13 protein-coding genes and 1 riboswitch are annotated in these 12,980 nt (G+C 70.0%); of the genes, 7 read left to right on the top strand and 6 right to left on the bottom strand.

All coding sequences use genetic code 11. From position 1 onward, the window contains the following. Positions 1-88 precede the first annotated feature (88 nt). The 7 genes from J9315_RS04240 to J9315_RS04270 all read left to right on the top strand — a co-directional run bounded on the left by J9315_RS04240 (position 89) and on the right by J9315_RS04270 (position 6,737). The gene (locus tag J9315_RS04240; RefSeq protein ID WP_211978856.1) at positions 89-1,231 is read left to right on the top strand and encodes a substrate-binding domain-containing protein; all 1,143 of its coding nucleotides are present in this window, start codon (positions 89-91) and stop codon (positions 1,229-1,231) included. An 18-nt stretch (positions 1,232-1,249) separates the two neighbouring features. Beyond that, positions 1,250-2,086, top strand: a complete 837-nt coding sequence (locus J9315_RS04245) for an ATP-binding cassette domain-containing protein (protein WP_211978857.1) — start codon at positions 1,250-1,252, stop codon at positions 2,084-2,086. After that, positions 2,083-3,294, top strand: a complete 1,212-nt coding sequence (locus J9315_RS04250; RefSeq protein ID WP_211978858.1) for an ABC transporter permease — start codon at positions 2,083-2,085, stop codon at positions 3,292-3,294. Before J9315_RS04245 ends, J9315_RS04250 begins: the two co-directional genes overlap by 4 nt. An 86-nt stretch (positions 3,295-3,380) precedes the next feature. After that, positions 3,381-3,484, top strand: a riboswitch (TPP riboswitch). Next, on the top strand, positions 3,472-4,332 hold the full coding sequence (gene thiM, locus J9315_RS04255; protein ID WP_211978859.1) for a hydroxyethylthiazole kinase: 861 nt from the start codon (positions 3,472-3,474) through the stop codon (positions 4,330-4,332). It overlaps the preceding riboswitch by 13 nt. Beyond that, positions 4,329-5,054, top strand: coding sequence for a thiamine phosphate synthase (thiE, locus tag J9315_RS04260; protein WP_211978860.1), 726 nt, complete (start codon positions 4,329-4,331; stop codon positions 5,052-5,054). Before thiM ends, thiE begins: the two co-directional genes overlap by 4 nt. Then, positions 5,051-5,917 (top strand): bifunctional hydroxymethylpyrimidine kinase/phosphomethylpyrimidine kinase, encoded by an 867-nt coding sequence (thiD, locus tag J9315_RS04265; RefSeq protein ID WP_211978861.1) that lies wholly within the window; start codon positions 5,051-5,053, stop codon positions 5,915-5,917. The genes thiE and thiD overlap by 4 nt, the downstream gene beginning before the upstream one ends. Positions 5,918-6,014: 97 nt before the next feature. Next, the gene (locus J9315_RS04270) at positions 6,015-6,737 is read left to right on the top strand and encodes a TenA family protein (RefSeq protein WP_211978862.1); all 723 of its coding nucleotides are present in this window, start codon (positions 6,015-6,017) and stop codon (positions 6,735-6,737) included. Between the two features lie 72 nt (positions 6,738-6,809). On the opposite strand, the gene J9315_RS04275 is transcribed toward J9315_RS04270, so the two are convergent. The 6 genes from J9315_RS04275 to nadA all read right to left on the bottom strand — a co-directional run bounded on the left by J9315_RS04275 (position 6,810) and on the right by nadA (position 12,964). Continuing rightward, positions 6,810-7,283: a DUF1648 domain-containing protein gene (locus tag J9315_RS04275; RefSeq protein ID WP_211978863.1), complete on the bottom strand. Its 474-nt coding sequence runs from the start codon at positions 7,281-7,283 to the stop codon at positions 6,810-6,812. A gap of 150 nt (positions 7,284-7,433) precedes the next feature. After that, entirely contained in the window at positions 7,434-7,649 is a 216-nt protein-coding gene (locus J9315_RS04280; protein WP_211978864.1) for a hypothetical protein, read from the bottom strand. A gap of 196 nt (positions 7,650-7,845) precedes the next feature. Then, positions 7,846-9,009 (bottom strand): cysteine desulfurase family protein, encoded by a 1,164-nt coding sequence (locus J9315_RS04285; RefSeq protein ID WP_211978865.1) that lies wholly within the window; start codon positions 9,007-9,009, stop codon positions 7,846-7,848. Between the two features lies 1 nt (position 9,010). Next, positions 9,011-9,901 (bottom strand): carboxylating nicotinate-nucleotide diphosphorylase, encoded by an 891-nt coding sequence (nadC, locus tag J9315_RS04290; RefSeq protein ID WP_211978866.1) that lies wholly within the window; start codon positions 9,899-9,901, stop codon positions 9,011-9,013. Further along, positions 9,895-11,679, bottom strand: a complete 1,785-nt coding sequence (gene nadB, locus J9315_RS04295) for an L-aspartate oxidase (protein ID WP_211978867.1) — start codon at positions 11,677-11,679, stop codon at positions 9,895-9,897. The genes nadC and nadB overlap by 7 nt, the downstream gene beginning before the upstream one ends. A 1-nt stretch (position 11,680) precedes the next feature. Then, entirely contained in the window at positions 11,681-12,964 is a 1,284-nt protein-coding gene (gene nadA / locus J9315_RS04300) for a quinolinate synthase NadA (protein WP_211978868.1), read from the bottom strand. Between the last annotated feature and the right edge of the window lie 16 nt (positions 12,965-12,980).

A 12,980-nucleotide genomic window follows, 5' to 3' on the forward strand; every position in this document is an offset into this window, starting at 1 on the left:
GCCGCACAGATGGTTGACAAACGACACCGGTGGGCGAAATATGTTGACCAACCTGACAACGTTGTCAGAATGATGAAAGGTTTCGCGAATGCGCAGGTTCCGCCCCCAGTCACACGCACAGAAATCGTCTCTCACCGCCGTGCCCTCCTCGCTGAGGAAGCCGCGCCGGCTCGCGGTGCTCGGCGCCGCAGTCGCGATCTCCGCCCTCGCGCTCAGCGGCTGCGGCAATCAGAAGGGCCAGGGCAACGAGGCCGCCGATTCCGGCGGCGGTGACGGCCCGGTGACGATCGCCCTCCTCCTGCCGGAGTCGAAGACGACGCGCTACGAATCCCTCGACAAGCCGAACTTCGAGAAGTACGTCGCCGAGGCGAGCCCCGATGCAAAGGTCGAGTACCGCAACGCCAACCAGGACGCGACCCAGCAGCAACAGCAGTTCGAAGCCGCGGTCACCGAGGGCGTCGACGTCATCGTCCTCGACCCCGTCGACGCCTCGGCGGTCTCCTCCTCCTTGGCGAAGGCCGAAGCGAAGCAGATCCCCGTCGTCTCCTACGACCGGTTCTTCGAGGGAGCCGACTACTACACGTCGTTCGACAACAAGAAGATCGGCAACCTCCAGGGCCAGGCCCTCCTCGACGGACTCGAGGCCAAGGGCGTCGACCCGACGTCCGGACCTGTGTGGATGGTCAACGGCGATCCGAAGGACCCCAACGCCGCGGACTTCAAGGCCGGTGCCGAGGAGACCCTCAAGGGCGCCGGCGTCGACATCGCCGCCAACCACGACACGCTCGACTGGAACCCCGACGACGCCCGCCAGTGGGTCGAGGGCCAGCTGCAGGGCGGGGGTGAGAAGCCGATCGCGATCTACGCGGCCAACGACGGCACCGCCGGCGGAGTGCTCGCGGCGACGACGAAGGCGAAGCAGGATCCCGTCGTCACCGGACAGGACGCCGAGGTCGACGGACTGCAGAACATCCTCAAGGGCGAGCAGTACGCGACGATCTACAAGTCGATCCCGCCCCAGGCCGAATACGCCGCGAAGGCCGCGGTGGCACTGGCCAACGGGGAGGAGCCCGAGGCCGGCGCGACGTACAAGGACACCCCGACGGACTTCGTCGAGGCGAAGGTCGTGACGAAGGACACGATCAAGGACATCGTCGGGGACCAGATCAAGGCCTCCGACATCTGTGCGGGCATCGATGAGAAGCTCTGCACGGATGCCGGGATCAAGTAGGACGGTCCGACCAGCCCGATGACCTCAGCGACGAACGATCCGACGCCCGCCTCCGGGCGGGCGTCGGAGACGACCGAGTCCACTCCTTCCCAGCCCGTGCTCCAGCTGCGCGGGATCGACAAGCGGTTCGGCGCCGTCCAGGCGCTCACCGACATCAACCTCACGATCGGCCGCGGCGAGGTCGTCGGCCTCGTCGGCGACAACGGCGCCGGCAAGTCGACGCTCATCAAGATCATCGCCGGCGTCCACTCCGCCGACGGCGGCGAGCTCATCATGGGCGGGCGCCCCCAGAAGTTCTCCTCCCCGAAGGATGCGCAGCGGGCCGGGGTGGCCACGGTGTTCCAGGACCTTGCGCTGTGCGAGAACCTCGACGTCGTCGCCAACCTCTTCCTCGGTCATGAGCACACCCGCGGCGGCGTCCTCGACGAAGTCGCGATGGAGGCGAAGTCGTGGGAGCTGCTGCGCAGCCTGTCGGCGAAGATCCCGAGCGTGCGCGTGCCGATCGCCGCGCTGTCCGGCGGCCAGCGCCAGACGGTGGCGATCGCCCGGTCCCTCCTCGGCGAACCCTCGCTCGTCATGCTCGACGAACCGACGGCCGCCCTCGGCGTCGCTCAGACCGCCGAGGTGCTCAACCTCATCGAACGCCTCCGCGACCGTGACCTCGGGGTGCTCCTCGTCAGCCACAACATGGCCGATGTCCAAGCCGTGTGCGACCGTGTCCACGTGCTGCGGCTGGGCAAGGACGCCGGGGACTTCCCGGGAGATGAGCGCACCGACGTCCTCGTCGCCGCGATCACCGGAGCCAATGACAACGTCGTGACCCAGCGGGCCGCGCGGAGGGGTGAGCGCCGATGACCCGCAATTCCCTCATCACCGACGAGCGGATCTCCGACGAGGGGCTCGTGCGGACGTTCGTCCGCCGGATCCGGGAGGGCCAGCTCGGGTCGTTCCCCGTCATCCTCGCCCTCGTCGTCATCGTCATCGTCTTCCAGTCGGCGAACAGCAACTTCCTCTCCCCGGCGAACCTCGTCAACCTCTCGACCCAGGTCGCCTACCTGGCGATCCTCGCGCTCGGGATCAACCTCATCCTCCTTCTCGGCGAGATCGACCTCTCGCTCGCCCAGCTCGGCGGTCTCGCCGCCTCGGTGCTCGGTGTCCTCGTCGTCCGACAGGGGGTTCCGCCTGTCGTCGCGGTGACGATCATCCTCCTGCTCGGCCTCGTCATCGGAGCGATCCAGGGCTGGTTCTTCGCCGTCGTCGGGATTCCCGCGTTCGTCGTCACCCTTGCGGGTCTGCTCGCGTTCACGGGGCTCACGCTCACGGTGCTCGGCACGCAGAAGAACCTCTCGATGGCCGACACGTTCGTCTTCGACTTCGCCAGCTACTACTTCCCGGCGTTCTGGGCGTACGTCTTCGGGGCGATCGCGGTCATCGGCTTCGCCGGCGGCATCATCCACGCGAAGCTGCGGCGGCATTCCGCGGGCCTCGACAGTCCGAGCTGGACGGCCGTCAGCGTGCGCATCGTCCTCCTCGTAGCGATCGTCTTCGGCTTCCTCATCCTCGTCAACCAGGACTTCGGACTCGCGCTGCCGTTCTTCCTCATGATGGTCATCGCGATCATCATCGACCTCGTGCTGCGCAAGACCCGGTACGGGCGCTCGATCTACGCTGTCGGCGGCAAGGTCGAAGCCGCCCGGCGCGCCGGCATCCGGGTGACGTGGGTGCGCATCAGCGTGTTCATGACCGCCGGCGTCCTCGCCGCCCTCTTCGGCTTCGTCAAGGCCGGCGTGACGACGAACGCCGGGTCGACGCTCGTGGGCACCCAGGACCTCCTCAACGCGATCGCCGCTGCCGTCATCGGCGGCACCTCCCTCTTCGGCGGGCGGGGTTCGGCGTGGGCTGCGGTCCTCGGGGCGTTCGTCGTCGGCGCGATCAACAACGGTCTCTACCTCATCGGCTTCAACTCCGATATGCAGCAGATCATCACCGCCCTCGTCCTCCTCACCGCCGTCGTCATCGACGCCGTCAGTCGGCGCGGACAGCGGTACGTCGGCAGGGGGTGAGTTCTCCTCCACCGGCGCCGAGGCGGGGGCGAGGTCAGGGGGTGACCCCACCTCACCCCCGCCTCGGCGATTTTGGTACAGTCATGGGCAATGACATGGGGTGCCCGGCGGCAGTCGCGCCGGGCTGAGAGGACACCCATCGAACCTGATCTGGGCCATGCTAGCGAAGGGATCGTCATGACTGACATCGATCTGTCGTCGGCGCACGCACGTCTGCGCGCGGCGAATCCGCTCATCCAATGCATCACGAACACGGTCGTCCAGCAGTTCAGCGCGAACGTGCTGCTCGCTGTCGGCGCGTCCCCGGCGATGCTCGACCACGAGGCCGACGCCGGGCAGTTCGCGCACCTGGCCGGCGGTCTGCTCGTCAACTTCGGAACCGCGACGAACCAGCAGTTCCTCGCCGCCGACGCCGCGATCGGCGCGGTCACCGCGGATTCGACTCCGTGGGTGCTCGACCCCGTGAGCATCGGCGCCGTGGACTTCCGCACCACCCGCATCCGTCGGGCCGCCGCCGATCGCCCGACCGCGATCCGCGGCAACGCCTCGGAGATCGCGGCCCTGGCAGGCGCCGGGGCCGGCGGGCGCGGTGTCGAATCGACCGACGAGGTCGACGCCGTCCTCCCGGCGGCGGCCGAGCTCGCGCGGACCAGCGGGGCGATCGTCGCCGTCTCGGGCAAGCGGGACGCCATCGTCGCCCACATCGACGGCGTCGACCACACCGCCCGCGTCGACGGCGGACATGCGTTCATGCCGCTCGTCATCGGCACCGGGTGCTCGCTCGGCGCCGTCACCGCCGCCTACCTCGCCGCCGTCCCGCCGGTCGACTCGAGCCCGGGTGCGGGTCCGGCCGGACTCGCGGCGTTCGATCGGTTCACCGCCGTCGTCGCCGCCCACGCCCACTTCGCCGTCGCCGGCGAGGCCGCGGCGACCGGCGCCGCCGGACCGGGCAGCTACGCGGTCAACTTCCTCGATGCCCTCCACACCACCGACGATGCCCGCATCGGTGAGGCCCGGGTCGAGGTGACGAGAGCATGAGCGCGACGAGTGAGCGCCTCGCCGGCGTCGACGCCCGCCTCTACCTCGTCACCGATTCCGCGCAGTGCCGAGAGGCCGGACGCACCGTCGCCGAGACCGTGCTCGCCGCCGTGCGCGGGGGAGCCGGCATCGTCCAGGTCCGGGACAAGGACATCGACGACACCGAGTTCCTGACCCTGACCAGGGAGGTCATCGCCGCCGTCGGCGAGGCGGTGGCCGGCACCGACCGCCGCGTCCCGCTCTTCCTCAACGACCGGGTCGCCGTCACCCGGCACCTCCTCGATGAGGGCGCCGACGTCCACATCCATGTCGGACAGACCGACACTCCCGTCACCGAGGTGCGCGACCTCGTCGGTCCCGACCCGCTCATCGGTCTCTCCGCCGCCAGCGCCGCCGAATTCGCGGCGGCCCGGGCCACCGGCGCCGTCGACCTCGTCGGCATCGGGCCCGTCTTCGACACGACGACGAAGACCGACGCGCCGGCCGGGATCGGCCCCGACCGCCTCGGCGATCTGACAGCCGAGGCGGGACTGCCCGCGGTCGCGATCGGCGGCATCGACGCCGGACGGGTTCCGCAGCTGCGCGGTCGCAGACTGCTCGGCTTCTGCGTCGTCTCCGCGATCTGCCGCGCCTCCGACCCCGAGCGGGCGGCCCGTGAGCTGCTCACCGCATACGGTGACGGGACCGCGCCAGCCACAGGTGAGGGCGGGGGAGCGGCATGAGCACGCGGCCCCCGATCACCCTGTCGATCGCCGGCACCGACCCCTCGGGCGGGGCGGGCATCCACGCCGACCTCAAGACGTTCACCGCCCTCGGGGTGCTGGGGACCACGGCGATCACCGCGCTCGTCGCGCAGAACACGCACGGGGTCTCCCGCGTCTACCCGATCGACGAGGACTTCGTCGTCGCCGAGCTCGACAGTGTCCTGGGCGACATGCCCGTCGATGCGACGAAGACCGGGATGCTCGGGTCGACCTCGCTCGTCGACCTCGTCGTCGACCGGGCGCGCACCTCCGATTTCGGGTTCTTAACCGTCGACCCGGTCATGGTGTCGACGTCCGGGCACCGCCTCCTCGAGGTCGATGCGGTCGCCGCGGTGCGGGAGCGTCTCCTGCCCGTCGCCGATCTCATCACCCCGAACCTCCCCGAGGCGGCCCTTCTCCTCGGCGATGATGTCGCTGAGGCGCAGACGCCGGCCCAGATGCGTGACCAGGCACGCGAGCTCATCGCCCGGGGTGCCCGTGCCGTGCTCCTCAAGGGCGGTCACGCCGCCGACGGGGACGTCGCCGACATCCTCGTCACCGCCGATGGGGAGATCGCCGAGTTCTCCCACCCTCGGATCTCCACCCCGAACACGCACGGCACCGGGTGCACCCTGTCGGCGGCGATCACCGCCGAGGCGGCCGTGCTCAGGCGTGCCAACGGCGGAGAGGCATTGAGCACCGAGGAGGTGCACGGAGCCGTCGAGCGGGGACTCGACTTCCTCGCCCGCGCGCTCGCCTCGGCCGCGGACTGGCAGGTCAGCCTCGATGCCGCCGGTGCGCACGGGCCCGTCGACCACCAGGTCGACGTCCGTCGCCGCTGATGTCCAGCCGACCCGTCCGCTTCCCGCCCGGCTGATTCCGGTCAGTCCGATTCCATCCCGATTCCAGTCCGATTCCGACCCCGAGGAGAGACCACTCATGAGCACGAACTTCGCCGCCGGACCGCACACCACCGCGCTGTGGGAGGACGTGCGCCCGATCATCGACGAGATCGAAGCGCTGCCGTTCCTCACCCAGCTCGGCGAGGGCACTCTCGCCCCGCTCGCGTTCACGAACTACATCACGCAGGACAGCATCTACCTGAGCGGGTATGCGAAGGCGATGTCGTTCCTCGCCGGGAAGACGGCGGACCGCGGTGAGTCACGGTTCTGGTCGACCTCGGCGGCGGAGGCGATCACGGTGGAGGAGGAGATGCACGCTCAGCTGCTCTCCGATGAACGGCTTGCGGTGGCTCACGCCGAACTCGAGGCCACCGATCATCTGGGGCCGTCGCCGACGACGCTCGGGTATGTGTCGTTCCTCGTCGCCACCGCGGCGAGCCGGTCGTACGGGGAAGGCGTGGCCGGTGTCCTGCCGTGCTTCTGGGTCTACGCCCACATGGGCAAGGTGCTCGTCGAGAAGGCCGGTGCGATGAACGAGGCCCACCCGTACCGGACGTGGGTGCAGACCTATGATTCCCCGGAGTTCGACGAATCGACCCGGCAGGCCGTGGCGATCCTCGAGCGCGAGTTCGATCGGGTGCCCGCCGATGAAGCCGCACGGATGCGTGCGGCGTTCGAGCGCGCCTGCGTCTACGAACTCCACTTCTGGGCCTCGGCGCATGCGATGCAGAGCTGGGACGTCTCCGTCTTCGCGAGGTGAGCGACCGGCGGACTACGGGGCGGTGCTGTCCGGGCGGTCGTTCGGCGAGGACCGGCGCAAGACGGCCGAAGCTCAGCGCCGTGGTTCCAAACGCCGGTAGAGCAGCCACACCGAGGCGGCGGCGGCGATGAGGAATCCGATCGGCGCGACGATGATCGGGACTTGGACGCCCGTGTCGCCGGGCGTGGAGCTCGCCGCCGTTGCGGAGATCGAACTGAGAATCACCGCGAAGAGCAGCGCAAGCGCTCCGGCGTTGATGCGCATGAACTCCATGAGGCAGTCGTAGAAGTACGTCGTCTTGTCGTGGTCGAACCAGTAGTTCTTGTGCGGAGCGTTGATGAGTGCCCGGGGTACGCGCACCCAGATCGCGCGGATGGAGAAGAGGATCGGAATTCCGAGTCCGAGTGGCACGAAGATGGCCACAAGGGAGGCCTTCGAATCCCAGTCGTCCGCGCGTCCTGTGGCGTCGAAGTGGGTCGGCACCTCGGCCGGTGCTGTCACGGTGAACCACAATAAGACTGCGGCGTAGATGAGAATGGCTGACACAGCAAAGATGCGTGCGGCGAATCCCGGTCGATCGAGAGGGCTGTGGTCCATACATTCACACTAACAGCGCACATCAGCGGTCATGACAGATGTTGTATGCGGTGTGCGCAGGCTTAGCGCCGGGTATCAGCAGACGGCACTTTGCGCGGACTACGCGGCGGCGTTGTCGGGGCGGTCGTCGATGATGAGGGTGAGCGGAGCGATCGCGCTCAGCGCCAGCCATCCGCGGCACAGCGTGGTCCACAGGATGACGCCGTCGACCTCGGTCAGCGGCACCCGATCGCGGCGCGGACACGTCAGGCGCCCGATGAGGAAGACGATGCCCGTGAAGCTCGCTGCGATGAAGAGCAGTGCCACGAGATCCATGTCGGTCCCTCCTCACAGCCGAAGCGGATTCTGTGATTCCAGTGTCTCTCCGCATCCAGAGCTTGGAAAGAGTCCAATCGCACATCACTGGACTCTTCGCGGCAGGTGAGAGCGCCTGCGGGACAGCTGCGCGACGTGAGATCGCAACCGGGACCCGAGCCCTCAGGAGACCGCGGGGCTCAGGAGACTACGAGGCTCAGGAGAATGCGAGGCTCAGACGCTTCGCCGCCTCGATGACGGCCGCCGCGGCTCCCGCCCCCTGGTCGGGAGTGATCGAGGCGGGGAAGGTGAAGCGCACGCTCGTCTTCGCGACCTCGGCGTCGATGCCGAGAGCGAGCAGGACATGCGAGGGCTCATCGGAGCCGACCGCGCACGCCGACCCACTCGATGCCGTGACACCGAGCCGCTCGAGCTCGAGGAGCACCGCCTCCCCACTCGTGCGCGAGAAGCAGAACGAAGCATGGTTCGGAGTCCGCGCCGCGGCACTGCCCGTGAGCAGCGCACCGTCGACCGCCCCGACCACCTCGGCGATGAAGGCATCCCGAATGCCCGCCACGCGTGCCGCGGCCTCGACCCGTTCCGCCTCGGCGAGTTCGAGGGCCGTGGCGAACGCGACGGCCAGGGCGACGTTCTCCGTGCCCGACCGGCGCCCCGATTCCTGACCCCCGCCGTGGATGATCGGTTCGACCGGGACCCGGGCGCGGATCGCGGCCACCCCGATGCCCTTCGGCGCACCGATCTTGTGCCCGGCGAGCGTGAGGGCATCGACGCCGAGGTCGGTCAGCGGCAGCCACCCGGCAGCCTGGACGGCATCGGTGTGCGTGAGCGCACCGACCTCGCGAGCGAGCGCGGAGAGTTCGGCGACCGCGGCGACCGTGCCGATCTCGTTGTTCGCATACCCGAGGCTGACGACGGCGGTGTCCTCCCGCAGCACTGCCCGCAGAGCATCGGCAGTGACCGTGCCGTCGGGCTCGACGTCGATGAATGAGACGGTGAAGCCGTGACGTCGGCGCAGATGGTCCGCCGAGGCGAGCACCGCCTCATGCTCGAGCGGTGAGGTCACGAGGTGGCGCCGGCCGGTTGTGCCGCCGTCCTCGGGCAGTCGTCCGAGCGCCATCCCGATGACCGCGAGATTCGCCGCCTCGGTGCCCCCACCGGTGAAGACGATGTCCGTGCTCCGCCTCCCGAGGACCCGGGCGACCCGCGCCCGGGCGTCGTCGAGGGCCTCCGCGGAGCGCCGCCCGATCTCATGGTGGCTCGACGGATTGCCGAAGGCTCCCGCGAGGTGCGGCCAGGCCGCCTCGAGCGCCTCCCGGCGGACGGGCGCGGCGGAGGCGGTGTCGAGATAGAGCGGATCCATCTCAGTCCGCCGCCGTCCGGATGACCGGGCTCGCCGTCGCCGCGGCTGTGAGCGCGAGGTCGAGCCCGAGGTCGATCGACCGGACACTGTGCGTGAGCGCACCGGAGGAGATGACATCGACGCCGGTGGCGGCGATCGCCTCGACGGTCTCGAGCGAGACGTTGCCACTGGCCTCGACGATGGCGGCATCGCCGATGAGGGCGACCCCACGGCGCAGGTCGGCCAGTGAGAAGTTGTCGAGCATGATGATGTCGGCCCCGCCGTCGAGGACTGCGGGGATCTGCTCGAGTCGGTCGACCTCGACCTCGATCATCGTCGTGTGCCCGAGCCGCTCCCTGGCCGCGAGCAGAGCGGCGGTGACGTCGCCGCCGGTGCCGGTGAGCACGCCGAGGTGGTTGTCCTTGACCATGACCGCGTCCGAGAGCCCGAACCGATGACTGTGCCCGCCCCCGCAGCGCACCGCATGCTTCTCGAACGCGCGCAGGCCAGGAGTGGTCTTCCGAGTGTCGGCGATCCGTGTCCTGCCCCCGGCGGCGTCGACGAACGCCCTGGTCAGAGTCGCGATACCGCTCATCCGCTGGGTGAAGTTGAGGGCGATCCGCTCGGCGCGCAGCACCCCGCGCGCCGGACCCGACACAGTCGCGAGCACCTGTCCGGCGGAGAAGGACTCCCCGTCGGTGACGTACACGTCGACGTCGATCGTCGGATCGGTGAGGGCGAACGCGGCGGCGAAGACCTCACCGCCGGCGAAGACCCCGTCCTCCCGGGCGCGCAGCTCGGCGGCGGCCGTGGCCTCCGCGGGAACGAACACGTCGCCGGTGATGTCACCCCACGGGGCGTCCTCGGTCAGCGCATTCCGCACCGCCGCCTCGATCGTCGCCGTCGTCAGCATGAGGCCGCCTCCTCGGTGTGTGGGTGGAGCGTCGTCCGGCCCCCGGACCCGGTGGTCACAGGCGTCCCGACCGCAGTGGCCGCCTCGGCGCGGGTCGCGTCGGACCGGTGGGGTGCGTCGGTGCGGACATGAGCGCCGACGCTCTCGGGGCGAGCCAGAGCGCGCACGGCCATCGTCCGTGCGATGAGGGCGAGGTTCGCCGTTTCGATGTCGTGCCGCTCGAGTGGAGCGTCGTCACCCGGGCGGAGGTCGTCTCCTGCTCCCAAGTCGGGGTGGTCGTTCGATCCGGCGCCGAGGCGGTCGAGGAGTTCGGTGAGGCCCGCAGCGGTGCGTTCGAGGCCGAGGTGCTCCCACGTCAGCGCCTGCAGGGCCGTGCGCGACAGCGGCGACGAGCGCACGGCGTGCGCCGCGGCCGTCGTGGTCTTTCCGACGCTGGGGCCGGACGCTGCCGCGGAGTCAGACACAGCCGCGGGGCCGGACACGGCCGCGACGTCGGACACGGCCGCGTAGCCAGACGCTGTCGCGGTGCCGGTCGTCGCCCCGTCCAGGTCGGCCGCGATCGCATCGGCGGCCCGCGCCCCGAAGACCGCGCCTTCGAGCAGGGAGTTCGAGGCGAGACGGTTGGCCCCGTGGACGCCCGTGCAGGCTGCCTCGCCGACGGCGAAGAGCCCCTTGATCGAGGTGCGTCCCTCGAGGTCGGTGGTGATGCCGCCCATGACGTAGTGCGCGGCGGGGGTGACGGGAATGAGGTCGTCGGCGAGCGAGAGCCCGTGGGTGGACAGGTGCGCGGCGATGCTCGGGAACCGGGCATCGACGTCGGGGATCGCCCGCGCATCGAGGTGGCACGGCAGACCGTTCTGTCCGGCCATCGTCCGGTGGAGGGCGAGCGCGACGACACTGCGGGGTGCGAGCTCGGCGCGCGGATCGATCGCCGGCATGATCCGTCTGCCGCGGGCGTCGAGGAGGAGCGCCCCGGCCCCGCGCACCGCCTCGGAGACGAGGAAGCCCGATCCGGCGAACGCCGTGGGATGGAACTGGACGAACTCGAGGTCGCTGACGGCAGTACCTGCGCGGATCGCCGCGGCAAGACCGTCACCGGTCGCCGCCGGCGGATTCGTCGTGTGGGCGAAGAGCTGTCCGGCCCCGCCGGTCGCGAGGACGACGGCAGCGGCGGCGATGCACTCGACGACGCCGTCGCACCCGCGCACTCGGACCCCTGTCACCGCCTGCGCACCGGCAGCCGCCGCAGGGTCGCACGCCGCGCCGCGGGGTTCGGTGACGAGGTCGACGAGCATCGTCTCCGTCCGCACCGTGATCCGGCCCGCAGCCGCCTCGGCGCGGACCGCGGCGACGAGGGCATCGACGATCGCTCTCCCCGTCGCATCCCCACCGGAGTGATAGATCCGGGCCGCGGAATGCGCCCCCTCGATGCCGCGCTCCCAGTGGTCGGGATCGAGCGGATCGGCGGCCGCCCCGCCTCGGCGATCGAAGCGCACCCCGGTCTCCGCGAGCTCGCGGATCCGCTCGGGGCCCTCCATGCACAGCACACGGACGGCCTCTGGGTCAGCCTGCCCGGCACCGGCGGCCAGCGTGTCGGCGATGTGGGCGGCAACGGAGTCATCGGGGCTGAGCACCCCGGCGATCCCACCTTGGGCGAGCGCCGTGTTCGAGTCGCCGAGGCGGTCCTTCGTCACGAGCGTGACGGCCTGGGAACCGGCCAGGCGCAGGGCCGTGGTCAGGCCCGCGATGCCCGTGCCGATGACGACGACGTGGCGCACGTCAGATCCTCGGCTTCGCGGCGAGCATCCGGTCCAGTGCCGTGCGGGCGGGGTCGGCCACCTCGGCGTCGACAGTGATCCGGTTGACGATCCGGCCGTCGAGGAGGGATTCGAGGACCCACGCGAGGTAACCGGGGTGGATGCGGTACATCGTCGAGCACGGGCACACGACGGGATCGAGGCATGTGATCGTGTGCTGGGGATGGTCGGCGGCGAGCCGTTGGACGAGGTTGATCTCCGTGCCGATGGCGAACGCGGTCGGTTCGGCAGCGGATTCGATGGCCTTGGTGATGTAGGCCGTCGACCCGGATTCGTCGGCTGCGGCGACGGTCTCGCGCGGGCACTCGGGGTGGACGATGACCCGGACGTCCGGGTTCGCGGCGCGGGCCGCCGCGATCTGGGCGGGAGTGAAGCGCTTGTGGACGGAGCAGAAGCCCTGCCAGAGGATGACCCGGGCGTCATCGAGGACGTCGGCGGTGTTGTTGCCGAGCGGCCGGCGGGGGTTCCACAGCGGCATCCGGTCCGGGTCGATGCCCATGTCGATGGCGGTGTTGCGACCGAGGTGCTGGTCGGGGAAGAAGAGGACGCGGTGCCCGCGTTCGAACGCCCAGTCGAGCACCACCTCGGCGTTCGATGACGTGCACACGATCCCGCCGTTGCGGCCGCAGAAGCCCTTGATCGCGGCCGAGGAGTTCATGTACGTCACGGGGATGACGGGCACCTTGCCGGATGCGTCGGGCGCGGTGCCCCACAGCTCGGCCAGCTGCTCCCAGCAGTCCTCGACCTCATCGATCGTCGCCATGTCGGCCATCGAGCACCCGGCGGCGAGGTTGGGGAGGATGACGGCCTGGTCGGGGGTGGAGAGGAGGTCGGCGGTCTCGGCCATGAAGTGGACGCCGCAGAAGACGATCGCCTCGGCGTCGGGATGGTTCTGGGCGGCCCCGGCGAGCATGAACGAGTCGCCGATGTAGTCGGCGTGCTCGACGACCTCGACGCGCTGGTAGTGGTGGCCGAGGAGGACGACGCGGTCACCGAGCGCGGCCTTGGCGGCGATGATCCGGTCCCGCAGCTCCTCCGCCGAGGCGTCCCGGTACTCCTGCGGGATCTCACCCTGGCGCGGGGCGGAGGCGGGGATCGGGTCGGCGGTCGAGGCGCCGGGGCCGTAGCCGGGGGCGGCGTCGACGTCCCAGGGGGCGGTGATGAGCTCGTCGCCGCACATCGACCCGGCGGCGGTGCCGGCGGAGATGTCTTTGAGGGTGAGCTCGATCGAGGCTGTCGTGGTCATCGTCGTCCTTCGGGGT

It is taken from the genome of Brevibacterium sp. W7.2 (genome assembly GCF_018137945.1).
Classification (GTDB): Bacteria; Actinomycetota; Actinomycetes; order Actinomycetales; family Brevibacteriaceae; genus Brevibacterium; species Brevibacterium sanguinis.